Annotated in this window: 29 protein-coding genes; 16 read left to right on the forward strand and 13 right to left on the reverse strand. The window is 70.8% G+C overall.

The annotated features are described in order from the left end of the window. Nucleotides 1-5 precede the first annotated feature (5 nt). Entirely contained in the window at nucleotides 6-449 is a 444-nt protein-coding gene (locus tag AWB89_RS19865; RefSeq protein WP_170929208.1) for an anti-sigma factor antagonist, read from the reverse strand. Between the two features lie 151 nt (nucleotides 450-600). Here AWB89_RS19865 and AWB89_RS19870 point away from each other — a divergent pair, with 151 nt between their 5' ends. Beyond that, complete coding sequence (locus tag AWB89_RS19870; protein WP_085102994.1) at nucleotides 601-1,221, forward strand: TetR/AcrR family transcriptional regulator; 621 nt, start codon at nucleotides 601-603, stop codon at nucleotides 1,219-1,221. Between the two features lie 11 nt (nucleotides 1,222-1,232). Here the strand turns inward: AWB89_RS19870 and AWB89_RS19875 are convergent, their stop codons facing one another. Beyond that, entirely contained in the window at nucleotides 1,233-1,898 is a 666-nt protein-coding gene (locus tag AWB89_RS19875; protein WP_085102996.1) for a DedA family protein, read from the reverse strand. Continuing rightward, nucleotides 1,895-2,734, reverse strand: coding sequence for an SGNH/GDSL hydrolase family protein (locus AWB89_RS19880; protein ID WP_085175936.1), 840 nt, complete (start codon nucleotides 2,732-2,734; stop codon nucleotides 1,895-1,897). The genes AWB89_RS19875 and AWB89_RS19880 overlap by 4 nt, the downstream gene beginning before the upstream one ends. A 72-nt stretch (nucleotides 2,735-2,806) precedes the next feature. Between AWB89_RS19880 and AWB89_RS19885 the strand changes: the two genes are divergently transcribed. The 3 genes from AWB89_RS19885 (at nucleotide 2,807) to AWB89_RS19895 (ending at nucleotide 6,494) form a co-directional block, all read left to right on the forward strand. Next, nucleotides 2,807-4,444 carry an acyl-CoA synthetase gene (locus tag AWB89_RS19885; RefSeq protein ID WP_085175939.1) on the forward strand — a complete coding sequence of 546 codons (1,638 nt, stop codon included), beginning with the start codon at nucleotides 2,807-2,809 and terminating at the stop codon, nucleotides 4,442-4,444. Nucleotides 4,445-4,638: 194 nt separating this feature from the next. After that, nucleotides 4,639-5,682: a permease gene (locus AWB89_RS19890; protein WP_085175994.1), complete on the forward strand. Its 1,044-nt coding sequence runs from the start codon at nucleotides 4,639-4,641 to the stop codon at nucleotides 5,680-5,682. Nucleotides 5,683-5,702: 20 nt separating this feature from the next. Beyond that, on the forward strand, nucleotides 5,703-6,494 hold the full coding sequence (locus AWB89_RS19895; RefSeq protein ID WP_085103000.1) for an IclR family transcriptional regulator: 792 nt from the start codon (nucleotides 5,703-5,705) through the stop codon (nucleotides 6,492-6,494). Here AWB89_RS19895 and AWB89_RS19900 read toward each other — a convergent pair. From AWB89_RS19900 to AWB89_RS19925, 6 genes are all read right to left on the reverse strand, one after another. Beyond that, a complete protein-coding gene (locus tag AWB89_RS19900; protein WP_085103156.1) occupies nucleotides 6,482-7,312 on the reverse strand; it encodes a polysaccharide deacetylase family protein in 831 nt (276 codons plus the stop codon). The genes AWB89_RS19895 and AWB89_RS19900 overlap by 13 nt on opposite strands. 84 nt (nucleotides 7,313-7,396) lie before the next feature. After that, nucleotides 7,397-8,110: a 3,4-dihydroxyphthalate decarboxylase gene (phtC, locus tag AWB89_RS19905; protein ID WP_085175941.1), complete on the reverse strand. Its 714-nt coding sequence runs from the start codon at nucleotides 8,108-8,110 to the stop codon at nucleotides 7,397-7,399. After that, nucleotides 8,103-8,900 (reverse strand): 3-(cis-5,6-dihydroxycyclohexa-1,3-dien-1-yl)propanoate dehydrogenase, encoded by a 798-nt coding sequence (hcaB, locus tag AWB89_RS19910; RefSeq protein WP_085175943.1) that lies wholly within the window; start codon nucleotides 8,898-8,900, stop codon nucleotides 8,103-8,105. The genes phtC and hcaB overlap by 8 nt, the downstream gene beginning before the upstream one ends. Beyond that, the gene (locus AWB89_RS19915) at nucleotides 8,897-9,124 is read right to left on the reverse strand and encodes a dihydrodiol dehydrogenase (protein WP_085103006.1); all 228 of its coding nucleotides are present in this window, start codon (nucleotides 9,122-9,124) and stop codon (nucleotides 8,897-8,899) included. Before AWB89_RS19915 ends, hcaB begins: the two co-directional genes overlap by 4 nt. Beyond that, a complete protein-coding gene (locus tag AWB89_RS19920; protein ID WP_085175945.1) occupies nucleotides 9,121-9,636 on the reverse strand; it encodes a 3-phenylpropionate/cinnamic acid dioxygenase subunit beta in 516 nt (171 codons plus the stop codon). The genes AWB89_RS19915 and AWB89_RS19920 overlap by 4 nt, the downstream gene beginning before the upstream one ends. Further along, nucleotides 9,633-10,952 (reverse strand): aromatic ring-hydroxylating dioxygenase subunit alpha, encoded by a 1,320-nt coding sequence (locus tag AWB89_RS19925; RefSeq protein WP_085175947.1) that lies wholly within the window; start codon nucleotides 10,950-10,952, stop codon nucleotides 9,633-9,635. The genes AWB89_RS19920 and AWB89_RS19925 overlap by 4 nt, the downstream gene beginning before the upstream one ends. A gap of 262 nt (nucleotides 10,953-11,214) precedes the next feature. Between AWB89_RS19925 and AWB89_RS19930 the strand changes: the two genes are divergently transcribed. From AWB89_RS19930 to AWB89_RS19950, 5 genes are all read left to right on the forward strand, one after another. Next, nucleotides 11,215-12,153: a Rieske (2Fe-2S) protein gene (locus AWB89_RS19930; protein ID WP_085175949.1), complete on the forward strand. Its 939-nt coding sequence runs from the start codon at nucleotides 11,215-11,217 to the stop codon at nucleotides 12,151-12,153. Then, a complete protein-coding gene (locus tag AWB89_RS19935; protein ID WP_085175951.1) occupies nucleotides 12,150-12,635 on the forward strand; it encodes a hemerythrin domain-containing protein in 486 nt (161 codons plus the stop codon). The genes AWB89_RS19930 and AWB89_RS19935 overlap by 4 nt, the downstream gene beginning before the upstream one ends. 61 nt (nucleotides 12,636-12,696) lie before the next feature. Then, entirely contained in the window at nucleotides 12,697-13,452 is a 756-nt protein-coding gene (gene pcaH, locus AWB89_RS19940; protein WP_085175953.1) for a protocatechuate 3,4-dioxygenase subunit beta, read from the forward strand. Further along, complete coding sequence (gene pcaG / locus AWB89_RS19945) at nucleotides 13,445-13,960, forward strand: protocatechuate 3,4-dioxygenase subunit alpha (protein ID WP_085175955.1); 516 nt, start codon at nucleotides 13,445-13,447, stop codon at nucleotides 13,958-13,960. The genes pcaH and pcaG overlap by 8 nt, the downstream gene beginning before the upstream one ends. Continuing rightward, entirely contained in the window at nucleotides 13,957-15,183 is a 1,227-nt protein-coding gene (locus AWB89_RS19950) for a lyase family protein (RefSeq protein ID WP_085175957.1), read from the forward strand. The genes pcaG and AWB89_RS19950 overlap by 4 nt, the downstream gene beginning before the upstream one ends. Here the strand turns inward: AWB89_RS19950 and AWB89_RS19955 are convergent. The 3 genes from AWB89_RS19955 to AWB89_RS19965 form a co-directional block, all read right to left on the reverse strand. Then, complete coding sequence (locus AWB89_RS19955; protein WP_085103022.1) at nucleotides 15,170-15,817, reverse strand: TetR/AcrR family transcriptional regulator; 648 nt, start codon at nucleotides 15,815-15,817, stop codon at nucleotides 15,170-15,172. The genes AWB89_RS19950 and AWB89_RS19955 overlap by 14 nt on opposite strands. 141 nt (nucleotides 15,818-15,958) lie before the next feature. Then, nucleotides 15,959-16,183 (reverse strand): hypothetical protein, encoded by a 225-nt coding sequence (locus AWB89_RS19960; protein ID WP_085175996.1) that lies wholly within the window; start codon nucleotides 16,181-16,183, stop codon nucleotides 15,959-15,961. A gap of 178 nt (nucleotides 16,184-16,361) precedes the next feature. Continuing rightward, nucleotides 16,362-16,976, reverse strand: coding sequence for a DUF2249 domain-containing protein (locus tag AWB89_RS19965; RefSeq protein ID WP_085175959.1), 615 nt, complete (start codon nucleotides 16,974-16,976; stop codon nucleotides 16,362-16,364). A 54-nt stretch (nucleotides 16,977-17,030) separates the two neighbouring features. On the opposite strand from AWB89_RS19965, the gene fdxA reads away from it, so the two are divergent. The 5 genes from fdxA to AWB89_RS19990 are packed head-to-tail and all read left to right on the forward strand — an operon-like array spanning nucleotide 17,031 to nucleotide 19,842. Then, nucleotides 17,031-17,387: a ferredoxin gene (gene fdxA / locus AWB89_RS19970; RefSeq protein ID WP_085103046.1), complete on the forward strand. Its 357-nt coding sequence runs from the start codon at nucleotides 17,031-17,033 to the stop codon at nucleotides 17,385-17,387. Continuing rightward, a complete protein-coding gene (locus AWB89_RS19975) occupies nucleotides 17,384-18,061 on the forward strand; it encodes a helix-turn-helix transcriptional regulator (RefSeq protein ID WP_085175961.1) in 678 nt (225 codons plus the stop codon). Before fdxA ends, AWB89_RS19975 begins: the two co-directional genes overlap by 4 nt. After that, nucleotides 18,058-18,501, forward strand: a complete 444-nt coding sequence (locus AWB89_RS19980) for a hypothetical protein (protein WP_085103050.1) — start codon at nucleotides 18,058-18,060, stop codon at nucleotides 18,499-18,501. Before AWB89_RS19975 ends, AWB89_RS19980 begins: the two co-directional genes overlap by 4 nt. Before the next feature lie 31 nt (nucleotides 18,502-18,532). After that, entirely contained in the window at nucleotides 18,533-18,880 is a 348-nt protein-coding gene (locus tag AWB89_RS19985) for a cupin domain-containing protein (RefSeq protein ID WP_085103053.1), read from the forward strand. 5 nt (nucleotides 18,881-18,885) lie between these two features. After that, the gene (locus AWB89_RS19990) at nucleotides 18,886-19,842 is read left to right on the forward strand and encodes an NAD(P)H-dependent flavin oxidoreductase (protein ID WP_085175963.1); all 957 of its coding nucleotides are present in this window, start codon (nucleotides 18,886-18,888) and stop codon (nucleotides 19,840-19,842) included. Nucleotides 19,843-19,885: 43 nt separating this feature from the next. Here AWB89_RS19990 and AWB89_RS19995 read toward each other — a convergent pair whose 3' ends face one another. Beyond that, nucleotides 19,886-20,386 (reverse strand): DUF1990 family protein, encoded by a 501-nt coding sequence (locus AWB89_RS19995; RefSeq protein ID WP_085103057.1) that lies wholly within the window; start codon nucleotides 20,384-20,386, stop codon nucleotides 19,886-19,888. Between the two features lie 23 nt (nucleotides 20,387-20,409). Here AWB89_RS19995 and AWB89_RS20000 point away from each other — a divergent pair, with 23 nt between their 5' ends. Next, nucleotides 20,410-21,285, forward strand: a complete 876-nt coding sequence (locus tag AWB89_RS20000) for an aldo/keto reductase (protein WP_085175965.1) — start codon at nucleotides 20,410-20,412, stop codon at nucleotides 21,283-21,285. Between the two features lie 272 nt (nucleotides 21,286-21,557). Then, nucleotides 21,558-23,445 (forward strand): PE family protein (locus AWB89_RS20005; RefSeq protein ID WP_142282582.1); only part of this gene is annotated, 1,888 nt, incomplete at its 3' end.

Genomic DNA, 23,445 nt, shown 5'->3' on the forward strand with positions numbered 1-23,445 from the left:
TCAGCTCACCAGCGGGCGGCCGAGGCGAGCGCGGCGTCCGCGGTCGGATAGATGGGCAGCACGCCGTTGAGCCCGCAGGCGTCGACGATGCGGGCGACGATCGGCTGGTGGCTCACCAGGCGCAACTCGATGCCGCGGTCTCGACACCGGTGCGCCTCGTCGGCCAGCGCCGCGAAGGCGCAGCAACCCATGAAATCCAGCCCGGTGACGTCGACCACGAAGGGACCGGGCGGAATGACCACGCTGGCGGCCTCGCTGACCAGCTGGCGCCAGGTGTGCTCGTTGCAGGCGTCGACCTCGCCGCCGGCGTTGATCAGCACCGCGGCGCCGTTGCGGTCGGTGGTCGCGCGCAGCGTGCTGTGTGGATCGCCCAGCTCGTAGACCAGCCGCGTGCTGAGCATGAGGGGTGGTGGGCTGGACATCGGTTCCGCAACGATAACCGGACTCATGGTGGACCCCCTAATCAACCGACGCCTGGCGTCGGGATGGTGCCCGTCCTGCTACTTAAGACGAATTCTTCGCGACGTGCGAATCTCATTTGTATAACGAGACAGGGCGGTCTGTCTACATGCGAGGGGTTAAGAGTATGGTAAGGCCCGTATGACCAGCCACGATGTCCCGCCGCCGGTCAATTCGGCCCGCGAACGCATCCTGACCGCGGCTTATGAGCTCTTCGGCCGGCGCGGTATCCGCGCCGTCGGCACCGACGAAGTGATCGAGCGGGCGGGGGTCGCGAAGGCCACCCTCTACCGTCATTTCGCGACCAAAAACGACCTCGTCCTGGCCGTGCTGCAGCGCCGCGAGGAAGTCTGGACCTACGGCCTGATCGACGAGCAGTCGCGGCAGCGGGGCGCGACTCCCGAGGAGCAGTTGCTGGCGATCTTCGACGTCATGCACGAGTGGTTTCAGCAGGGTGACGGGTTCGAGGGGTGCTCGTTCATCAACGTGCTGCTGGAGTTGGGGGCCGACCACCCGGCCGGCCAGGCATGCATCGTCCACATCGACCACGTCCGCGACATCGTGCGTCAGCGCGCCGTCGCGGCCGGGCTGCTGGAGGTCGAGGACTTCGCCTCGTCGTGGCACATCCTGATGAAGGGCGCCATCATTCTCGCGGCCGTCGGTGACCTGGACGCCGCGCTGCGCGCCCGCAAGATGGCCTGCGCGCTGATCGAGGAGCACCGGCCGGTGGCGCCGGAGGACATCGGCGAGGCGGTGGGCTAGCGGCGATCGGGTCAGGCGGCGTCGGCGGCCTGACTCCCTGTTTTGCGGTAGTGCTCTTCCTCGAGCTCGGCGATCATGCGCGACGTGCGCTCGCGCAACGCGAAGGCGGCGATCAGGCCGCACACGATCGCGATGACCAGCGCGATCCACGAGAACCGCTCCATCCAGCGTTCGGCGGCCATGCCGGCGAAATACACCAGGGCGGTGGTGCCGCCGGCCCAGCAGATGGCGCCCGACACGTTGGCCGCCAGGAACCGCGGGTAGTGCATCTTCAGCGCGCCGGCCAGCGGCCCGGCGAATATCCGCAGCAACGCGATGAACCGGCCGAAGAACACCGCCCGAACTCCCCAGCGGTTGAATAGCTTTTCGGCCAGCGCGACGTGCCCGGGCCCGAAGTGCTTGGGGAAGCGCCGGCCGAGCCGGTCGAAGAGCGGCATGCCGAACCGCCGGCCGATCGCGTACCCGATCGAGTCGCCGACGACGGCGCCGATCACCGCGGCGCCCCCGACGCCGACCGGGTTGACGGCCAGGTCGTGATGCGACGACATCAGCGCCGCGCTGACCAGCACGATCTCCCCGGGAAGGGGAATGCCGAGGCTTTCCATCCCGACCACGCCGCCGACCACCAGGTAGACCAACAGGGGCGGAATGGACTGCAGCAATGCCTCCACATTCATGGGTCAAGGATGCCTGACCGGCGAACGAACCGCGCCGTAATCTCCGCGCTCGGCGTGCTGAGGGGTTCGAGCCGCGGACGCTTGGGCACCCGCCCGTCGGCCGAAGACATGCCGCGCAGCCGTCGCCACACCCAGGGCATGAATTTCTGCTGCGTCCAGCGCAACTGGCCGTACGTGCGGGACTTGAACGACAGGCGCGTCGCGCTGCCGCTCGCTTCGGCCCAATCATGGTTGCTGCCAGGCAGATTCAGCGCCTCGGCGGCCGCCTCGGCGAACAGGATGTGCCCCTTGGTGGAGGCGTGCACGCGGTCGATGTCCCACGTGTCCAGATCGCGCATCGCGGGCGCGTTGTAGAGGTCCACGAGCCGGAAGTCGTACTGGTCGGCGGCCGCCCGGATCGCGTCGTTGATGCGGGCGAGCCGCCCGGACACCAGCCGGCCGAGCGGGAGGAATTGCGCGACGTTCGGGAAGGTGGTGGTCACCACCGTCGCGCCCGACCCGCCGAGCGCGGCGTACACCTGCTCGAGGTTGGCCAGGGCGCGGCCGAACGAGTTTCCCGGCTGGATCACATCGTTCATGCCGACGCAGACGGTGATCAGATCGGGTTGCATCGCCAGCGCCGGCGGGACCTGCTCGCGCAGCACGTCGGCCACCAGCTTGCCGCGGATGGCCAGGTTGGCGTAGTGCAGACCGGGGTAGAGGGCGTCGATCATGGCCGCGAGCCGGTCGGCGAACCCGAGGCAGCCGATCGCGTCGTTGCCGTCCCACAACCCTTCGGTCTGGCTGTCCCCGATGGCGACGTATCGGCTGTATCCGGTCTCACTAGCCCCGTACACGATGCCGAGACTAACCGGTAAGTCCGTCTTCGTCGTTGTAGCGTGGCGCTGGCTCGACCCTTAGGAGATTCTGTGGAATTCAACCTCGCGCAGGTGTTCGGGGCGGTCGCCGCGGCCAACCCCGACCGGGACTGCATCGTGTTCGGCGATCGGCGCTTCACCTACGCGCAAACCGCCGAGCGCGCCCGCCGGTTCGCCCGCGCGCTGCACGGCTGGGGGCTGGGCGCGCATCGCGAACGCGCCGAGCTGGCGCCGCACGAATCGGGCCAGAGCCACCTGGGGCTGTACCTGGCGAACTGCAACGAATTCCTCGAGGCGATGCTCGGTGCGTACGGGGCGCGGGTCGCCCCGTTCAACGTCAACTACCGCTACGTCGCCGACGAGCTGGTGTACCTGCTCGGCAACGCCGGGGCCGACGCGGTCGTGTATCACGCGCGGTTCGCGCCGACGCTGGCCGAGGCGCTGGCCCGGATGCCCCGTCCCGTGCGGCTGATCCACGTCGACGACGGGTCGGGCAACGACCCGCTGCCCGGGGCGGTGCGCTACGAGGAGCTGCTGGCTTCGACGTCCGATGAGCCGCTCGACCTCACGCCCTCGCCCGACGACCTGTACGTGCTCTACACCGGCGGCACCACCGGGATGCCCAAGGCGGTGCTGTGGCGCCAGCACGACATCTATGTCAACGCCATGGGCGGGCGGACGCTGGGCACCGGCGAGGTGGTGGGCAGCATGGAGGAGATCGTCGAGCGGTCGCGGATCGCGGGACCGGGCTCGATGACCCTCGCGCCGCTCATGCACGGCGCGGCCCAGTGGGCGGCCTTCATCAGCCTGTGCAGCGGCCGGCCGTTCGTGATGGCGCCGACGACCACCCACTTCGATCCGGCCGAGGCGCTGGCGCTGGCCAGCCGCGAACGGGTGATGTCGCTGTCGATGGTCGGCGACGCCTTCGGGCGGCCCCTGGCCGACGAACTCGAGGCCGGTGACTACGACCTGTCCGGGTTGTTCGCACTGGTGACCGGCGGGGCCGCGCTGAGCGCCCCGCTCAAGCAGCGGTTCGTCGAGCTGCTGCCGCAGCTGACCGTTCTGGATGCGGGCGGGGCGTCGGAGTCCGGCGCGCAGATGATGCAGGCCTCCAGCCGGCTGCAGAGCGCGTCCGGCCGCTTCGTCCCCAACCCGGGGGCGGTGGTGGTCAGCGAGGACCTCACCCGGATCCTGTCGCCGGGCGACGAGGAGATCGGCTGGCTGGCCCAGCAGGGGCCGATACCGCTGGGCTACTTGGGCGATCCCGACAAGACGGCGCGCACGTTCCCGGTCATCGAGGGCATCCGCCACTCGGTGCCCGGCGACCGCGCCCGCTGGCACGGCGACGGCCAGATCGAGCTGCTCGGCCGCGATTCGGTCACCATCAACTCCGGCGGAGAGAAGATCTTCGCCGAGGAGGTGGAGGCCGCGATCGCCGAGCACCCCGACGTGTACGACGTCGTGGTGACGAGCCGGCCCAGCACCCGGTGGGGCAACGAGGTCGTCGCGCTGGTCCGGTTGGCCAACGGCTCGTCCGTCGACGCGGACAGCATCATCGCCGAGGCCGGCCGCCATATCGCCCGGTACAAACTGCCGAAGGCGATCGTGTTCTGCGACCGGTTGCAGCGCTCGCCGTCGGGCAAGGCGGACTACCGCTGGGCGAAAGCGCAAGTGGCGCAGGGCGGTTGAGCTCACGGCGCCTCACCCGTCACAGCGGTATCTGCGGGGAAGGATGCGACGTTGTGCCCGCCTCATAGCGACAAGTTGGGGTGCCCGGGCGCGTTGTCGTCCCCCGCAAGCGGGAGGTACCCCCAGTGAGGCGGGCACAAAGGGTGCCACCCCGGCCAGTGACTGGTGTGACGATTGAGTTAGCCTCGGTGACCGTGGCTGCGCCCTTGAGTGTCAACGCAATTCGCGCGCCGCGCCGGGGAACCGTCGCGATCGGTGTCGCCGTCACGGTGGTCGTGTTCGTGGCCGGCTTGCTGTGGGCGAAGTGGCTGCCCTACGCGGGGAAAACCCTCAAGGCACAGCGCACCCATCACTGGCCGGCGCCGAACATCCTCACCGTGGGCGGGGTGCGCGCCGGGGACGGCCCGACCTGGCACGCCGCCACGACGTTCTTCCACGCCTACTTCTTGTCGATCTGGCAGGCGCTGGTGGTGGCGCTGCTCGTCGGCGCGTCCGTGCAGGCGTTGCTGCCGCGATCGTGGTTGCCGCGCGCGTTGAACCGGCGCGGCGTGCTGTCGAGCGCGCTGGCCGGTGGGCTGGCCGGCATGCCGTCGATGATGTGCGCGTGCTGCGCCGCCCCGGTCGCCGTCACGTTGCGGCGCAACGGCGTCGGTCGCGTCGCCGCCATCGCCTACTGGCTCGGGAACCCCTTGCTGAATCCGGCGGTGCTGGCCTTCTTGTTCTTCGTGGCCCCGTGGCAGTGGACGCTGACCCGGGCCGTCGTCGGCGTCGTCGCCGTGCTGGGCGTCGCGGCGGCGGTCGGCCTGGTCACCCGCGACGATGCGCCACCGGCCGCCGAGGCGGTGACCCCGCAGGCCATCGGCTTCGGGCGCGCGCTGCTGCGGCTCGGCCTGGTCCTGCTGCCGGAGTACGCGGTGCTGGTGCTGGTGGTCGGGGCGTTCCGGGGCTGGTTACTCGCCGGGCTGCCGCACCACGGCCTGCTCATCGTCGTCCTCGCCGCGGTGGTCGGCACGCTGATCGTCATCCCGACGGCGGGGGAGATCCCGATCCTGCAGGCCCTGGCGCTGCTCGGGGTTTCCACGGGAACGCTGGGCGCGCTGCTGATCACTCTGCCCGTCGTCAGCGCCCCGGGGGTCGCGATGGTCGCACGCAGCTTCGGGTGGAAGGCCACCGCGGCCACGACGCTGGCGGTGATCGCGGCGGGATTGCTCGGCGCGACGGCGCTGAGCGCGCTGTAGGTGGCGGTACCGTCACTGTCATGGCGAACAAGAGGCAGCAGGACGCCGCCGATTCGCTTGCGCCCCAGTATCCGATCGAGTCGGTCGACAACGCGCTGAAGCTCCTCTTGTTGCTGGGGGAGCGGCCCGAGATCCGGCTGACGGAGGCCACGCGGTATCTGGGTGTCGCGCCGTCGACCGCCCATCGGCTCCTGGCGATGCTGCACTACCGCGGGTTCGTCCGCCAAGACCCGGTGTCCAAGGCCTACCTGCCCGGGCCTTCGCTGACCGGCGTGGCGTTTGCGATCCTCGCGCGCCTCGACATTCAGCGAGCCGCCGCGCCGATCATGCGCAGCCTCAGCGAACAACTGCGGGAAACCATTCACGTCGGGATGCTCGACGGCGCCAACGTCCATTTCGTGGCCGCGGTCGAGGGCCCGGCCGCGGTCCGGGTGGCCTCCCGGCTGGGGCGAACCATGCCGGCGCATTGCACCTCGACGGGCAAGGTGATGTTGGCCCAGCTCGCCGAAGCCGAACTGGCCCAGCTGTTTCCGGACGAGGAGCTGGAGCGCGTCACCGCCCATTCGATCGGCAGCCGCACCGAATTGGAGGCCGAGCTGTCCCGCATCCGCGAGCGCGGTTACGCCGTCAATCGCGAGGAGAGCGAGGAGGGCGTCGCGTCGGTGGCGGTGACCATACCGACCCGGGTCCCGGGGCTGCGGCTCGCCCTCAACGCGGCGGCACCGCAGAATCGGCTGGGCGGCGCTGAACACTCGGCCGTGGCGGCCGCACTTGCCAAGGCGGCCAAGGAGATCGGCGATCAGCTCGGGTGAGAGGTCCGGTACGGGATTTCCGGTCGCAGGAAGACGTCGTTGAGCGTCACGGTGCGCAGCTTTCGCGACCGGATGATGTCGACCAGCTGGCCGTAGACGTGGGTGACCGCCGGGTGGTTGAGGTGGCCGATCACGATGTTCTGCGGGGCGAAGGACTGCAGCGCCATCCTGACGATCTGGTCCTCGGGCAGCGCCGCGGAATCGCGTAGGTCGCCGCTCCACAGGGTCGGCACCTGGTAGCCCAACTCGGCGGCCACCTTGTCCACCACGGCGTTGTGATGCCCGTACGGCGGCCGGAAGTAGGGGGCGGCGTCCACGCCGTAGGTGTTGCGCAGGAACGCGTCGGTGCGGTGCAGTTCGTCGGCGACCTGGGCGGCCGACAGTTTGGTGAGGTCGGGGTGCGTCCACGTGTGGTTGGCCAGCTGAATCTGCCCCGATTCCACCAGCGGCTTCAGCAGGGCGGCATTCTCGGTCCACGAGCGATAGGAGCCGGTGACGAAATAGGTGAGCCGCACGCCGGTGTCCTTGGCGAATTGCGTGTAGAGCCGCACCACCTCGCTGTCGGCGCCGTCGTCGACGGTCCACGCCAGGTGATCCCCGTTGCCGGGCAGCTTGGTCAGCACGGTGCCGCCGGGCAGCAGCACGCGCGACGCCCGGTCCGGCGGGGACAGCAGCGGCGGCAGCCCGGGCGCGTCAGGGCGCGGCGCGGGCACCTCGGCGCGCGCCACCGTCTCCCTGGGTCCACCGGCGGACGACCACGAAATCCCGGTGACCGCCACCGTCGCGGCCACGGCGACCAGGAAGCGCCGCCGGTCCAGTTCGCTCACCTCGGCAGGTTAAGGCCGGCGCCGGTGATCTCCGCCGCGTGGCGCGCGCCGGAGATGAACCTGTGACGTTGACTTTCAGCCGTCCAGCCGCGCGACCTCGTGCCGCCAGGCCGCGTCGGTGTTCAAGCCCGGCCCCAGGTCCGGCAGGTCGTCCCAGTCGGCGTCGTCGATGTCGCGCAGCGCGCCGCCGGCCGCGCGCACCCGCAACGACATCCGCGCCAGCTCGTTGAGGCTGATCGCCTGCAGCACCGCCTGTTGCACGGTCGCCGCGGCGCTGGTGATCCCGTGCCCGCGCAGGATCACCACGGCGCGGCCGCGCATCGCCGCCACCATTTCCTTGCCCAGCGCGGAGTTTCGGATCAGCACGGCCCGTTCGTACACCGGCACACCGTCGCGCGCGAGCCACGCGCCGGGGATGTCGTAGGCGCCGTAGATCGGCCGCAGCGTGATGCCCGCGAGGTCGGCGGCGACGACGGCGGGTGGGTGCAGGTGCGCGACCGCCCGGTGCGCCGGGTTGGCCAGCAGGGTCTCGACGTGGATGGGCAGCTCGTTGGGGACGCGATAGCCGTCGAGTTCGCCTGCGGCGCCGGCGGTTCCGTCGAACATGACGAGCCGGACGTCGGCCGGGCGGGTGAACGCCACCCCGGTGTCGGTGTCGCTGCGGCAGCGGACGAGCAGCCGCTCGTCGTCGACGCGCAGGCTCAGGTGGCCGAGGACGCCGTCGACCAGGCCGCGGGCCGCCGCGACCCGGCAGCCCTGCGCCACCAACGCGCGCTCTTGGTCAAACACGCCCGCCCCCCAACCCGAATCCGCCGTCGGGATGGACGGTTTCGCCGGTGATGCCGCGGGATCGGTCCGAGGCCAGGAACACGAAGCTCCAGGCGTGGTCCGCGCCGGTGAGCGCGGCACCCAGCGGCGTCCGGGCCGCCATGTCGCGCGCCCGGTCCGGGGTGTCGTCGAGGCGGACGCCGTCGAGCCCCAAACTGGCCAGGCCGCGCAGGTCGGTGCCCAGCGTGCCGCCCGGCGCCACACCGTTGACCCGAATCTCCGGCGCGAGTTCGTGAGCCAGCGTGGCGACCAGCCCGCGGACGGCGAACTTCGACGACACGTAGAGCACGCCGCCGCGGCCGGGCTGGTACGACGACGTGGACTCGCACAAGACGATCGACGGCCCGGTGCCGGCCCGCAGCGCGGGCAGGGCCGCCTTGACCGACTGCAGGTGGCTCAGCACGTTGGTGCGAAACATCTCATCGAACGCGGGCGCGAGCGCCGCGGCGTCGATGTCGCCGATGCCCCGATAGAAATCGAAGACCCCGACGCAGTTGACCAGCGTGTCCAGGCCGCCGAACGCCTCGACCGCGGCGGCGACGGCGCGGTCGTTGGCCTCGCGGGTGGTGGCGTCGCCCTCGACCACCGGCACACCCGGCGACTCGTCCCGCAACCGTTCGCACTTGCGGCCATCCCGTTCCAGGGCGGCGACTTTGGCGCCCTCGGCGCGAAACGCGTCCAGCACGGCGCGGCCGATCCCCGAACCGGCTCCGACGACCAGGGCGCGCTTGTGGTGCAGCCAGTCGGTCACGGGTCGTCACCTTCGTCGGGCACCAGCGGCGCGCCGCACATGCCGACCATGGTCGCCAGCGTGCGGGCGTTCTGCCAGGTCAGCGCCTCGAGTTCGAGCGCGTCCAGGCTGATCGACCGCCCGGTTTTGGGCGCGCTGATCAGCAGCCGCGTCCCGTTGCGGGTGTCCACCCGCCGCACCTCGACTTCGGCGAATTCGTTTGCCACCGTGATGGATTCGTTCACAGGAACACCGCCAAATTCTGCATCCGAAGGACGGACTCGTCGACAAGGATGGTGCGGCGCGCCAGCTTCCAGCGATCGCCGCAGCGGCGCAGCAGGTCCTCGCGGCCGCAGGACACCAGCGCGCTCTCGTTGACGTCCCCGCGGCTGCGGAACAGCAGCTCGGCCGATTCGACGGCCAGGTGCATGTCGTCTTCGACGAACGTGCGCACGTTGGTGATGAAGTGCCGCAGCCGCGACGGCGGGTCCTCGGTCCAGGCGTGCTCGGTGGCGAAGCGCGCGACCCGTTGGGTCAGCGAGTACTTGTCCTCGTCGAAGTGCGCCATCCCCGGTGACGTGTCGAACCCGGCGCCGCGCGCCGTGGTGACGCGGACCGGCATCACGTAGCGGATGTCGTCGGTCAGGGTGTCCAGCCACGCGTCGTAGTCCTGGGCGTCGAGGAGGTAGGCCTCGTCCACCAGGAATTGATGCGCCTTCAGGTGGCGTAAGTCGTTGAAGGACAGGGCCTTTCTCATGCGAGGTAATCCGCCCACAGGTTCAGCAGCGCGCGCTGGTTGTACTCGTTGTAGCCGACCTGGGCGCGGCCCGGCCCGTGGAAGGACTCGGCGGGCAGCGCCTCGACGACGGGGCGATCGTCGGCCAGCAACCCCATCCGGCTGTTGAGCAGCAGCCGGCGCGCCATCGAACCGCCCGCGGTGGTGGTCAGCGACACCCAGTTCTCCACGTCGTCTTGTTCGAACATCCCGGTGGACCCGAAGCACATCAAATATGCCTGGTACGAATCACGTTTGTATTGCGGGGGAGCCGCGGAATCCACCGCAAACCACGAGCACACCTCGGTCTCGTCCGCGCTGATGGGCTGCCACAGCCGGATCGAGATGAACGGCAGCACCTGCTCGCCGCCCGGCAATTTGGGCCAGTTGTGCACGAAGCTCAGGTTCGGAAAGCAGGTGGCCGCCGAGATCATGAACCCGTCCTCGCCGACGACGCGCTGCTGGCGCGGCGTCCAGGCCTCCTTGATCCGGCCGATCATCTCGTCGGGGTAGCCGACGTAGCGCATCCGCTCGTCGAAGTCGCCCGGCGGAAGCTTGTAGGTGGTCCCCCCGCCGCGGTCCGCCCAGTAGGTGGCTCCGTCCTTGCGCTTCTGGGCCTTTGGCTCGCGGAACAGGCCGATGTCGACGATCGACGCGTGCGTGTGCGGGGTGTGGTACATGTCGCCCGCGAAGTTTTCGGCGCCGATCTTCCAGTTCGCCTTGATCCGCCAGCGCTGCGGGCCCCGCACTTCCAGCCCGCCGGCGCTCTGCTTGGTGTAGAAGTCCAGATAGAACCGGAAGTCGCCGAGGAAGTCCTCCAGCGGTTCGGCCTTCGGGTCCATGCTGATGAACAGCAGGCCGTTGTAGCTCGCGAAATTCGGTGGGGGAAGCAGGCTTTGAGCGCTCCGGGCCAGGCCCTCGTCGCCGCCGTAGGCCTCGCGGTGGAACGGCAGCCCGGTGAGCCGGCCGTCGTTGCGATACGACCAACCATGGTAGGGGCAGCGGAAATTGGAGGCGTTGCCCAGCTCCGCGCGGCACACCTGCATGCCGCGGTGGAGGCACATGTTGAACATGGCCCGGATATCGCCGGCGCAATTGCTGATGATGAAGGAGTCGTCGAGGACCCGCCGCACCACGTAGTCACCGTCGTGGGGGATCTCCGATTCGTGGCCCACGAATGTCCACGCCCGGCCGAACAGGCGCTCGCGCTCCAGCGCGAACACGTCGGGGTCGTTGTAGATGTGCGCGGGGATGAGCCCGCGCCGAACGTGGTCAAAAACGTTGCGAAGATCCGTCACCGGCGCCCTCTGTAGCACAGAAATACATTCTGCTAAGTAGAATCCCGCAGCCGACCGGCCTGGTCAACTCCCCACGGCCAGCGACCTCGGAGCATCCTTTTGGCTAATTCACAGGCGTCTGACAACTGAGGATTCACGCCGCGCCGCTACGGTGGTCACGTCGGGTCCCGTGCGCATGTGAGCGCGCAGCAACGGCGGGATTAGCGCCGATTTTGCGTGCATTGCTGCCGTTTTGGCTCTGCATCTGAGGAAGGACGGTGTCATGGTGAATCGGTCCCGGGGGGCCGGTGGTCGGTTGCGGGAACTCGGACCGCGGGTGCTCTCAGCAATCGGGCGGCAGGAGTGGCTGGATCGGCCGAGCTATCGACTCGAACACCTGCTGAGCTTCGGCTACAACGCGCTGGGCGGCGCGCGCAACACCGTCACCAACGCGCTGCACGGCGTCTGGCTCGGGCACCCGGTCCATCCGCCGCTGGCGTCGCTGACCAGTGGGGCGCTCGGCACGACGGTGGCGCTGGACGCGCTGAGCCTGCTGCCCGGGCAGCGCCCCAGCGAGGTCCGCGACGCGTCGCGGTTCGCGACCCGCGCGCTGGGGGTGGGGATCCTGGCCAGCGTCGGCTCGGCGATCACCGGGACCACCGATTGGCAGCACACCCACGAGGAGGACCGCCGGGTGGGGCTGGTGCACGGCCTGGTGAACCTGGCCGCCACGGCGCTCTACGCGCAGTCGTGGTGGGACCGCCGCCACGGCCGGCACGGCCGCGGCATCGCCCTGACCGCGCTCGGCTACGCCATCACCCTGGGCGGCAGCTACCTCGGCGGGGCCCTGGTGTTCGAGTCCGGCATCGGCATCGACCAGTCGGGTGAGCGGCTGCGCACCACGGAGTGGACGCCCGTGCTGCCCGCAAGCTCGCTGAACGGCAAGCCGGTGCGCGTCGAGGTCGACGGCGTGGGATTGGTTGTGTGCCAGACCAACCCGGGGCAGGTGTCGGCCTTCGGCGAGTTCTGCCCGCACCTGGCGGCGCCGATGGCCGACGGCTGGGTGGACCGCGGCCGGGTGGTGTGCCCCTGGCACGGCTCGTGGTTCGCGGCCGAGTCGGGCGAGGTCCTGCGGGGCCCCGCGGCGGCCCCGTTGCCGCGCTATCAGGCCAGGTTGGTCGACGGAATGGTTGAGGTGCGTGCCGAGGAGGTAGCGAAGTGAACGCCTATGACGTGTTGAAAGAGCACCACATCGTGATCAAGGGGCTGGGCCGCAAGATCAGCGAGGCGCCGGTGAACAGCGAAGAGCGGCATGCCCTTTTCGACGACTTCCTCGTCGAACTCGACATCCACTTCCGCATCGAGGACGACCTGTACTACCCGGCGCTCAAGGATGCCACCAAGCTGATCGCGGTCGCGCACGCCGAACATCGCCAGGTGGTCGACCAGCTTTCCGTGCTGCTCAAGACGCCGCAGAGCTCGCCGGGCTACGAAGACGAATGGAACTCCTTCAAGACGGTGCTGGAGGCCCACGCCGACGAGGAGGAACGCGACCTGATCCCCGCGCCGCCCGAGGTGCAGATCACCGACGCCGAGCTCGAGGAGCTGGGCAACCAGATGGCCGCGAAGATGGAGCAGTACCGCGGCTCCGCGCTGCACCGGATGCGCACCAAGGGCCGGGCGGCCTTGGTACGAGGTCTTTAGCGGACGACATCACGCGGCTAACGGGGGGTTAGCCGCGCGATCGGGAGTAGCCTCACGGCTGATGAACGCCGAGGTTGTCGCGTCCCAGGAGGACATCACGGCGGAGATGGCCGCCCTGGGGCGCGGTGCGGCCGCCGGGGATCCGGCGCGGCCGCGGCTGGACTACCCGCCCTACCGCGGCACCGCCCTGCGCCACCCGAAACGGCCCCCGCTGGTCGTCGACCCCGACGAGCTCGAGCTCGAGGGTCCGTGTTTCGGTAGCCACGAGGTCGGCCCGCTCGACGCCGACCTGACGGCCGGTCATCCCGGTGAGCCGCTGGGGGAGCGGATCATCGTGACCGGGCGGGTGCTCGACGACGCCGGCCGGCCGGTGGCCGGTCAGCTGGTCGAGATCTGGCAGGCCAACGCGAGCGGGCGGTACCGGCACCAACGCGACCAGCACCCGGCCCCGCTGGATCCCAACTTCGTCGGCGCCGGCCGCTGCCTCACCGGGCCCGACGGCTCCTATCGTTTCCTGACCGTCAAGCCGGGCCCCTATCCGTGGCGCAACCATCACAACGCCTGGCGTCCGGCGCACATCCACTTCTCCGTGTTCGGAACGGCTTTCACGCAGCGGCTGGTCACCCAGATGTACTTCCCCGGCGACCCGCTGTTCGACCTGGACCCGATCTTCCAATCGATTCCCGACCCCGCCGCCCGAGGGCGCCTGATCGCCCGCTACGACCACGGCCTCACCCAGCCGGAGTTCGCGACCGGCTACCGCTGGGACATCGTGATATGCGGCGGCCACCGCACCTGGACCGCAGACGATGGCTGAGTTGCCTTGCACCCCAGGGCAAACGGTGGGCCCATTCCTCGGACTCGGGCTGCCGTATTCCGGTGACAGCGACCTGGTCGCCGACGGGTACCCGGGCGCCGTGCGGTTGCACGGCACGGTGTACGACGGCGCCGGCGCGCCGGTCCCCGACGCGCTGGTCGAACTGTGGCAGCGCGACGGCGACGGGCGCATCGCGCAACGGCCCGGCTCCCTGCGACGCGACGGAACGTTCACCGGTTGGGGCAGGTGCGCGACCGACGCCGGCGGGCGTTACTCGTTCGTCACGGTTGCCCCCGGCGGGCGGCCCCCGTTCTTCGCGCTCGCCGTCTTCGCCCGGGGACTGCTGCACCGGCTGTTCACCCGGGCCTACCTGCCCCACGACGAGGTGCGCGCCGACCCGGCGCTGGGCGCCCTGGTGTGCGTCCCCGAAAGCGACTGCGCGGCATACCGTTTCGACATCCACCTGCAGGGCCCGCACGAGACCGTCTTCCTGGAGTATCGGCGATGACCAACCTGCTGTGGCCCGGCGACCAGCGGGCGGGCGCGCACATGACGGACGCCGCGCTGCTGGAGGCGATGGTCGCGGTCGAATCCGCCTGGCTGGCGGCCCTGGCCGCCGCCGGCCTGGCGCCCGGCGAATGCGCCGAAGCCGACCTGGCGGCCCTGCTGGGTGACGGCGACCGCGAGTCGCTCGCCGCCGGCGCCGAGGGCGGCGGCAACCCCGTCATCGGCCTGGTCGACCTGCTGCGCGGGCGAGCCGCCCCGGTCGTCGCGCCGTGGATCCACCGGGGCCTCACCAGCCAGGACGTTCTGGACAGCGCGCTGATGCTCGGCGTGCGCTCGGCGGTCGATGACCTGACAACGAAACTCGCGCAACAGGTTTCAACGCTCTCCGACCTCGCCGCGGCGCACCGCGCCACGCCGATGGTGGCGCGCACCCTCACCCAGCACGCGGCGCCCACCACGTTCGGCGCCAAGGCGGCGGGGTGGCTGGACGGGGTCGTCGACGCCTACGAGCGGCTCGCCGGGCTGGTCACCCCGATTCAGATCGGCGGAGCCGTCGGGACGCGGGCCGCCGCCACCGAACTCGCGGCGCTCATCGGCGCAGCCGCCGATCCGCCGGCGGTCTCCGACCGGCTGATGCGCAGCGCCGCAACCACTTTGGGCCTGGCCGCCCGGTCGCCGTGGCACACGACCCGCACGCCGGTCACCGCGGCCGCCGACGCCTTCGTCGGGTGCACCGACTCCTGGGGCCGCATCGCCTCGGACGTCGTCACCCTGGTCCGCCCGGAGATCGGCGAGCTCGGCGAGCCGGCGGCCGAGCACCGCGGCGGATCGTCGTCGATGCCGCACAAGCGCAACCCGGTGTTGTCGATACTGATTCGCCGCGCCGCCATCGCGGCGCCCCCGCTGGCGGCCACCCTGCACACCGCCGCGGCGCTGGCCAACGACGAGCGGCCCGACGGCCCGTGGCACGCCGAGTGGGACACCCTGCGCACGCTGGTCCGGCGGACCGTCGTCGCCGGGTCGCAGTGCGCCGAGCTGTTGGGCGGGTTACAAGTGCATTCCGCGCGAATGGCCGAAAACCTGCGTGCGACGGACGTTTACGGCGAGCAACGGGCGATCGCCGAGCTGGCCGGCAAGGAAGCGTCGGCGACCTACTTCGGCGCCGCCGACCGCCTGATCGACGCGAGCCTGGGCCGCGCCGAGCGGGTCCTCAAGAACCGCTAGTCGCCAGCGCCCTGCCGTCGGCCTCGTAAATGCTGGCCAGCCAGATGTGCACCAGCGTGTCGATCACCCGGTCCTCCGGGATGGCCGGCTCCTCGGTGGTGAACGTCGCGGCCATCACCCGCTCGCTCAACATGTTCAGCGCGACCGACAGATCCTCGGCCGGGTAGGTCTCGGGCGCCGCGCCGCGGCGGCGTTCGGCCTTGATCGCCGCCGTGGTGTGGGAGATCCACTTCTGCATGAGCGTCGCCCACAGCTGGCGGACCTCGGGGTTGGTGGCCTTCGCCGCGGCGCCGGCCACCGCCACGGCCCGGTGCGATCCCGACACTTCGAAGAACGCCTCGATGCGCGCCCGCCAATGCGTCGCGGGGTCGCCGAACAGCTTGCCGCCCAGCGCCGTGAGCGCCGCGTGCGCCTTGCTGTTCATCTGGTCCAGCAGCGACAGCAACACCGCGTTCTTCGATTGGAAGTAAAAGTAGAAGGTGGGACGCGAGATGCCCGCGCCCTTGGCCAGGTCGTCGACGGAGAAGTCGGCCAGCGGCCGTTCCTGCAATAGCCGTTCCGCGGTGGCGAGGATCGCTTGTTCGCGGTCGTCGCCCGAATAGTGCGACGAGCGGCGGCCTCGGGAGGCGTGCATTTACTCGCCCTGCCTGGGGTCGGACACGTCAGTTACTTTATGGATGCGTTGATATATGTCAACGAAATTGTTGATTACAACCAACAATATTGTCGATTAATATCGACGGTTCTTTTATCGACCAATTCATCCCGGGTGGTCCTAGGAGCCGGCGCTCACGCGGGCCATGATGCGCTCCATCACGGTCATGGACAGATCGCCGTCGTCGGCGACGCGGGCAAGGCCACGCCGGCGCAGGAAGGTGTCCAGCCGCCGGTCGGGTGACCAGTCGGCATAAATTTGGCCGAGGTATTGCGAGAGCATGAATTCCCGCGCGAGCGCGTCGACGTCAGTATCGGTCAGTAACAACGGTGGGATGGGACCCATAACCGTCATGCTCCTTTGTTCAGCCGCAACCGCCGCAGCCAAGTTACGTCAGACGAGGTCATTATTCCGTCACGCGCAGGTTGCGGATAGGGTCCAAAGTCCCTGATAGCGCGCGGGGCGCATCGCCGTCGGCCGAACGAGCCGTGGTTCACGCAAACGAGCCGATCATCGAACCGCGTCAGACCGCCCGTGGCGCAGAGGTTTTCGCGGCCGGCTCCAGGACGAGCGCCTGGCGGCACCGGTGCACGGTGAGGTAGCGCAGCCCGCCGGGCCCGGCGGTGAACCGCCGGCGGGAACGCCGCGGCAACCAGAGCAGGGCGCCGGGGCCGAGCTCGACGGTCCCCGCCTCGGTGCTCAGGCTCCCGCCGCCGGACAGCACGTGGATCAAGACGTCCAGGTCCGGCCCGGTGTGGGCGTCGATGCCGCCCCCGGCCGGCAGCGCGATGACGTTCGAATCCAGGTCGCGCTCCCTGGCCTCGAGCCGCCACACCGCCCCGGTCGCGTCGGGCTCGGCGTCGGCGCGGAAGTCGTTGGTATCGGCCAGGATTCGGGGCAGTGGGGTGGAGGTGAGCTTGGTGATCCGGATCCGCCACACCCGCGGCCCTTTGTCGAGGTATTCCCAGCCGTAGCTGCCCGGGTAGTCGGCGTCGAACTCGCCCCGCAGGTGCTTGGGGTCGTGGTTGTTCACCAGCACGAAGGACTCGCCGACCGCCAGCGCGCCGAAGGTCGAGAAGATCGTCGGGTGCTTGTCCGGCTTGCGCAGCTCGCGCACGTCAAGTTCGTTGTCTGGCACTGGTTCTCCGTAACACCTTGGTTTTTACAAGTAAATTTGTGTAAACTGTAGCGCATGACGTACGTGATCGGAAAGCCGTGCATCGACGTGATGGACCGGGCCTGTGTCGACGAGTGCCCGGTGGACTGCATCTACGAGGGCGGCCGGGCGCTCTACATTCACCCCGACGAATGCGTCGACTGCGGCGCGTGCGAACCGGTGTGCCCGGTGGAGGCGATTTACTACGAGGACGACCTTCCCGAGGCGCTGAGGCCGTACCTGGCCGATAATGAGGCGTTCTTCACCGAAGTGCTGCCCGGCCGGGACGAGCCGCTGGGGTCGCCGGGCGGGGCGGCCAAGGTCGGCGCCCTCGGCGTCGACACACCGCTGGTCGCCGCCCAGCCCAGGGTCGACGAGATCAAAGGAGCGTGAGCGGGATTACGTCAGTTCCAGAACCCACGGGTCACCGCCGCCGCGAGGTGCTGCGGTTATTGCGTTCGTCGCCGGGACCGATGAGCATCGTCGCGATCGCCGAGCAACTCGGCGTGCATCCCAACACCGTGCGTTTCCACCTCGACAGCCTGGTCGCCGACGGGCGGGTGGAGCAGGTCGAGCACGGCCGCAAGGGGCCCGGGCGGCCGCCGCTGATGTTTACCGCGGTCCGGCAGATGGACCGCGGCGGGACGCGCCACTACAAGCTGCTGGCCCAGATCCTGACCGAGGCGCTGGCCGCCGACCGCGATCCGCGCGGCAAGGCGATGGCCGCCGGCCGCGCGTGGGGACGCAGCCTGGAGCCGGCACCGAAGCCGTCGGCGAAGCCCACCGGCGCCGAGGAGGCCATCGACCACCTGGTCGGCGTGCTCGACGAGCTGGGATTCGCCCCGGAGCGCCGGACCTCGGACGGGCAGCAACTGGTCGGCCTGCGGCACTGCCCGTTTCTGGAGCTGGCCGAGACGCGCGGCGCGGTCGTGTGTCCCATCCACCTGGGGCTGATGCAGGGCGCGCTGGAGACGATGGCGGCGCCGGTTTCCGTCGACCGGCTCGATGCGTTCGTCGAACCGGACCTGTGCCTGGCGCACCTCAAGCCGGTCGGGGCCGGCAGGTGAGCGCGGGATCGGCCGTCGCCGTCGCGCTCACCTTCGTCTGGCTCGGCATGGTGCTGGCCATCTCGTTCGTGGAAGCGCCGCTGAAGTTCCGCGCGCCCAACGTGACGCTGCAGATCGGACTCGGCATCGGGCGCTTGGTCTTTCGCGCGCTCAACACCGTCGAGGTGGCCTTCGCGCTCGTCATCGTGGCGATCGTGGCGTCGGGTTCTGTGGGCACCGCGGGGCAAACGCCCGCGCGCGTCGCCGTCGCGTTCGCCGTCGCCATCGCCGCGCTGGCCATCCAGTTGGTCGCGGTGCGTCCCCGGTTGACCCGCCGGTCCGACCAGGTGCTCGCCGGGGTGGAAGGGCCGCGATCGAATGCCCACTACGTTTACGTCGGCTTCGAGGCGGTCAAAACCGTGGCCCTGCTGGTGGCGGGGATACTGCTATTGACCGCCTGATTGCGGGCTTTCGATACCGAAGGGGCCGATTATGGAATCCATCTCGTTGACCGCGCTCGCCGCCGAGAAGCTGGCCGAGGCGGGGAAGTCGCACAGCGGACGCGCCGCCCACACCATCCACGGCGGCCACACCCACGAGCTACGGCAGACCGTGCTGGCCCTGCTCGCCGACCACGACCTCTCCGAGCACGACAGCCCCGGTGAGGCCACGCTGCAGGTGTTGCAGGGCCACGTGCGCCTGACGACGGGGGGCGACTCCTGGGAGGGCAAGGCGGGCGACTATGTCGCGATCCCGGCCGAGCGGCACGCCCTGCACGCGGTCGAGGACTCGGTGGTGATGCTGACCGTGCTGAAGAGCCAGCCCGGGGCGGCGCACTAGATCCCATGCTGTCCACGCCCTGGTCGAGGAGCTTCGGGCTGCGGGTGCCGATCCTCAACGCCCCGATGGGCGGGGTCGCCGGCGGCCGGCTGGCCGCGGCGGTCACCGCCGCCGGCGGGCTGGGCATGGTCGGCATGGGCAGCGACGGCAGCCGCGACTTGCTGCGGGCCCAGCTGCGGCACGTGCGCGGCAGGTTCGGGATCGGCCTGGTGGACTGGGTGATGCGCAACGAGGACGGGCTGCTCGAGGACGCGCTGGCGGCCGGGCCCGCCCTGCTGTCGGTCAGTTTCGGCACCGACTGGTCGTGGGTCGCCAAGGCGCATGACGCCGGAATCCCCACCGTCACACAGGTTTACGACGCCGTCGGCGCCCGCGCCGCCGCCGATGCGGGCGTCGACGTCCTGGTCGCCCGGGGAGCCGAGGGCGGCGGGCACGGCGAGGTGCGGCTCGGCACGCTGCCGTTGCTCGACGCCGTGTTGGATGCGGTCTCCGTGCCGGTGCTGGCCGGCGGCGGCATCGCCTCGCCGCGGAGCCTGGCCGCCGTCCTGGCCGCCGGCGCCAGCGGGGCGTGGGTCGGCACCCGCCTGGCCGCCTGCCCGGAGGCGCTCACCGGTGACGGCAGCCGCCGCGCGCTGATCGCCGCCCAGGCCACCGACACGGCCGTCACCCGCGCCTTCGACGTCGCCAAGGGGCTGCCCTGGCCGGCGCGGTTCCCGTCGCGCGTGCTGGCCAACGAATTCGTCGAGCGCTGGACGGGCCACGAGGACGCGCTCGATCCGCGGGCGTGCGACGAACTGTCCGCCGCGATCGCCGCCGACGATCGCCGCGTCGCCCCGGTCGACGCCGGCGAGGGCGTCGGGATGATCCGCGACGACGCGTCGGTGGGGGAGGTCATCGAGCAGATGTGCAGCGGCGCGGAGCGTTTGCTCACCGCGTGGGCGCCTGATCGGGACCGGCCCTGAGCACCACGCCCGGCTTCTACGACAGCGCGCTGCGCGACTTCGGTTACACCGCCCGCAGGTAGCGCCGGGCGATGACGCGCTGGGCCGCCCTGACCAGCGGCCCACCGGCCTTGCTCCACCAGGCCGCGGGCCTGGAGAACGCCGACACCTCCGCGTACACCGCGGAGGTGTTCGGGTCCCGGCGCACCACGAAGCGCTCCTCGCCCGACTCCGGGTGCCCGGGCAGGGTGCCGTAGGCGAAGCCGCGCATGTCGGGTTCGTCGATGACGTAAACCACGCGGCAGGGCGCGGGCAGAAAACCCATCCGCACCACCAACACCGCGTCGACGACGGCGACCTCGGAGCTGGCCTGCACCCGCAACCCGGATCCGCGCTGCATGCCCCAGCGCATGACCGCGTCCGCGGCCCGCTCGAAACGCTCTTGGCCCGTGCCGATTTGGCGCTCCACATGCTGATGGTCGTAACCGGCGGGCAGCTCGCCGTTCGCGGTCGCGCCCACCTCCCGGTAGGTCAGCGGAAGCTCTTCGAGTGCTGCTAGGTCCACGTGTTCAGCGTACGGTCGCAGGAGTGACCACTCAGACTGTTGCCCAAGCATCCGGAACGTTCACCCTCGGCGGCGACCTGACCGTCCACCGACTCGGCTTCGGCGCCATGCGCATCACCGGCAAGGGCGTGTGGGGCCCGCCGGCCGACCGCGCCGAATGCGTGCGGGTCCTGCGGCGCGCCGTCGAACTCGGCGTCAACTTCATCGACACCGCCGATTCCTACGGCCCCTACGTTTCCGAGGAGATCATCCACGAGGCGCTGCACCCCTACGACGGCCTGGTGATCGCGACCAAGGCGGGGCTGCTGCGCACCGGCCCGGACGTGTGGGTCCCGCTGGGCAACCCCAGCTACCTGCGCCAGGAATGCGAGATGAGCCTGCGCCGCCTCGGCGTCGAGACCATCGACCTGTTCCAGCTACACCGCATCGACCGCAACTTCCCGCTGGCCGACCAGGTGGGGGAGCTGCTCACGCTGAAGAACGAGGGCAAGATCCGCCACATCGGGCTGTCCGAGATCGACGTCAACCAGCTCACCGAGGCCCAGCAGGTCACCGAGATCGTCTCGGTGCAGAACATGTACAACCTGGCGTCGCGGGCGGCCGAACCGCTGCTGGACGCCGCGACCAGCCAGGGCATCGGCTTCATCCCGTGGTTCCCCTTGGCCGCCGGCCCGCTGGCCGCGCCGGACGGCCCGCTACAGCGCATCGCCGCCGAACACGACGCGACGCCCTCGCAGCTGGCGCTGGCCTGGCTGCTGAAGCGCTCGCCGGTGATGCTGCCGATCCCCGGCACGTCCAGCGTCGCGCACCTCGAGGAGAACGTCGCCGCGGCCGAGATCACGCTGAGCGACGAGGAGTTCGAGACGCTGGCCGCCGCGGGGGCCCAGCAGTCGGTCTGACCGTCGCGCGAGGGTGCAACGGCCGACGCGTCCTCGAGTGGACGCGTCGGTGGTTGCACCCTCGCGGGCGCGGGCCGGCAACACCACCCGGCCGTGAGGCAAAAATAGGGAGAATTCCCGATAAACCGGCCCGACCCGGCGGCGCACGCTAGACGGCGAGCGCTCCGGGCGGCTGACACGAGCACCGACCGCGACATCCCCACGATGTGGCCCGCCGTGGCTATGACGCGGCCCGGATGCGCCGAATACGGCGTAGTTCGCGGAGGGAAGAAATGTCGTACTTGCTGGCCGCGCCGGAGGTGTTGGCCTCCGCGGCAACGGATTTGGAAAACATCGGGTCCGCGCTGACTGCGGCCCACACGGCGGCGGCCGGCTCGACGACCGGGGTGCTGGCGGCGGCCGCCGACGAGGTCTCGGGCGCGATCGCGGCGCTGTTCAGCGGGCACGGTCAGGCCTATCAAGCGCTCGGCGCGCAGGCGGCGGCGTTCCATGAGCAGTTCGTGCGGACCCTGAACGCCGGGGCGGGCGCGTATTCCCTCGCCGAGGCGGCCAACGCCTCGCCGCTGCAGACCCTGGAACAGGACGTGCTGGGCGTGATCAACGCGCCCACCGAGGCGCTGCTGGGCCGCCCGCTGATCGGTAACGGTGCTGATGGCGCGCCGGGAACCGGGCAGGCCGGCGGGCCGGGCGGCATCCTGTGGGGCAACGGCGGCAACGGCGGGTCCGGGGTTGCGGGCAGCGGGCCGGGCGTGGCCGGCGGCCCCGGTGGTGTGGGCGGGCCCGCGGGCCTGTTCGGTAGCGGCGGCGTGGGCGGAACCGGCGGGACCGGGGGCGCCGGCGCGGTCGGCGGGGTGGGCGGAACCGGCGGCGTCGGCGGGCTGTTGGGCGGATTCGGCGGGGCCGGCGGCGTCGGTGGCACCGGCGGTTCGGGAGCCGGCCTGGGCATCGCGGGCGGCCACGGAGGAAACGGTGGTGTCGGTGGCGCCAATGGCGCGTTGCTGGGCTGGGCGGCCGGGCCGGGCGGGGCCGGCGGGACCGGTGGTGTCGGGGACGTCGGCGCGTCGGGCAACCCGGTCATCGGGGGATCCGGTCAGACCGGTTTCGCCGGCGGGGTCGGGGGCGCCGGCGGGGCCGGCGGGTCGAGTTCGGCGCTCTTCAGTAACGGCGGCGCCGGTGGCGCAGGTGGTCACGGCGGGACGGGTGGCGCCGGCGGCATCGGTACCACTTCGGTCCTCGGCGGCGACGGTCATTCCGGCGGCACCGGCGGCACCGGCGGTAGCCCCGGCGTGGGTGGATCCGGCGGATCCGGCGGGTTGTTCGGATCCCGCGGCGCCGATGCCCCCGGCGGCGTCGGCGGCACCGGGGGAACCGGCGGGGCGGGTAGTGCCGGCACCGCGGCGGTGACCGCCGGCGGGACCGGCTTCAGTGGCGGCGCCGGTGGCGCCGGCGGACAGGGCGGCAGTGCGGGTCCCGGTGGCACCAACGGCAGCGGCGGTGACGGCGGGCACGGCGGCCAGGGCGGCACCGGTTACAGCTACCTCTCCAACACCGGCACCGGCCTCAGCGGCGGCGCCGGCGGCCAGGGCGGGGTTGGCGGCGACGCCGGGGCGGCCGGCGCCGGCAGCGGTTTCGCCGGCCAGGCAGGCCACGGCGGCACCGGGGGCAACGGCGGTGCAGGCGGTTTCGCCGACAACGGCGCGCTAGGCTCCGGCGCGCAGTTCAGCGCCGGCGGCCACGGGGGCACCGGCGGCCGGGGCGGGGACGGCGGTGCGGGGGGCGGCACGCCCCAAGGCGGCGTCAATGGTGCCGGCGGCCAGGGCGGCGACGGCGGGGATGGCGGTAACGGCGGTCAAAATTCCACGCCGGTGACGTCGCAAAACTTCATCTACGGCGGTGGTGGCGGCGGCGGTGGCGCAGGCGGGTCCGGCGGCGCTGCCGGTTCCGGCACCGGGACCGGCGGCACCGGCGGTCAGGGCGGTCTCGGCGGTCCCGGCGGCTTCGGAGGGCTGGTCGACACGAATGGGATCGGTGGGGCCAGCGCTCAGGGCGGCTGGCCCGGTGCGGGCGGCGAGGGTGCGTCCGGGGCGGCTGCCCTCGGCGGTCGCGGCGGTGCCGGCGGCGGCGGGGGCGGCGGAGGCGCCGTCGGAGGCTCCTTCAACG

It is taken from the genome of Mycobacterium paraense, assembly GCF_002101815.1.
In the GTDB taxonomy this organism is placed as follows: Bacteria; Actinomycetota; Actinomycetes; order Mycobacteriales; family Mycobacteriaceae; genus Mycobacterium; species Mycobacterium paraense.

Bases quoted from the DNA above. Each gene is read 5' to 3' on its own strand.
- AWB89_RS19865 (WP_170929208.1), bottom strand. From the start codon at position 449: ATGAGTCCGGTTATCGTTGCGGAACCGATGTCCAGCCCACCACCCCTC.
- AWB89_RS19870 (WP_085102994.1), top strand. From the start codon at position 601: ATGACCAGCCACGATGTCCCGCCGCCGGTCAATTCGGCCCGCGAACGC.
- AWB89_RS19875 (WP_085102996.1), bottom strand. From the start codon at position 1,898: ATGAATGTGGAGGCATTGCTGCAGTCCATTCCGCCCCTGTTGGTCTAC.
- AWB89_RS19895 (WP_085103000.1), top strand. From the start codon at position 5,703: ATGGCGAACAAGAGGCAGCAGGACGCCGCCGATTCGCTTGCGCCCCAG.
- AWB89_RS19920 (WP_085175945.1), bottom strand. From the start codon at position 9,636: ATGAGAAAGGCCCTGTCCTTCAACGACTTACGCCACCTGAAGGCGCAT.
- AWB89_RS19930 (WP_085175949.1), top strand. From the start codon at position 11,215: ATGGTGAATCGGTCCCGGGGGGCCGGTGGTCGGTTGCGGGAACTCGGA.
- pcaH (WP_085175953.1), top strand. From the start codon at position 12,697: ATGAACGCCGAGGTTGTCGCGTCCCAGGAGGACATCACGGCGGAGATG.
- pcaG (WP_085175955.1), top strand. From the start codon at position 13,445: ATGGCTGAGTTGCCTTGCACCCCAGGGCAAACGGTGGGCCCATTCCTC.
- AWB89_RS19950 (WP_085175957.1), top strand. From the start codon at position 13,957: ATGACCAACCTGCTGTGGCCCGGCGACCAGCGGGCGGGCGCGCACATG.
- AWB89_RS19955 (WP_085103022.1), bottom strand. From the start codon at position 15,817: ATGCACGCCTCCCGAGGCCGCCGCTCGTCGCACTATTCGGGCGACGAC.
- AWB89_RS19960 (WP_085175996.1), bottom strand. From the start codon at position 16,183: ATGGGTCCCATCCCACCGTTGTTACTGACCGATACTGACGTCGACGCG.
- fdxA (WP_085103046.1), top strand. From the start codon at position 17,031: ATGACGTACGTGATCGGAAAGCCGTGCATCGACGTGATGGACCGGGCC.
- AWB89_RS19985 (WP_085103053.1), top strand. From the start codon at position 18,533: ATGGAATCCATCTCGTTGACCGCGCTCGCCGCCGAGAAGCTGGCCGAG.
- AWB89_RS19990 (WP_085175963.1), top strand. From the start codon at position 18,886: ATGCTGTCCACGCCCTGGTCGAGGAGCTTCGGGCTGCGGGTGCCGATC.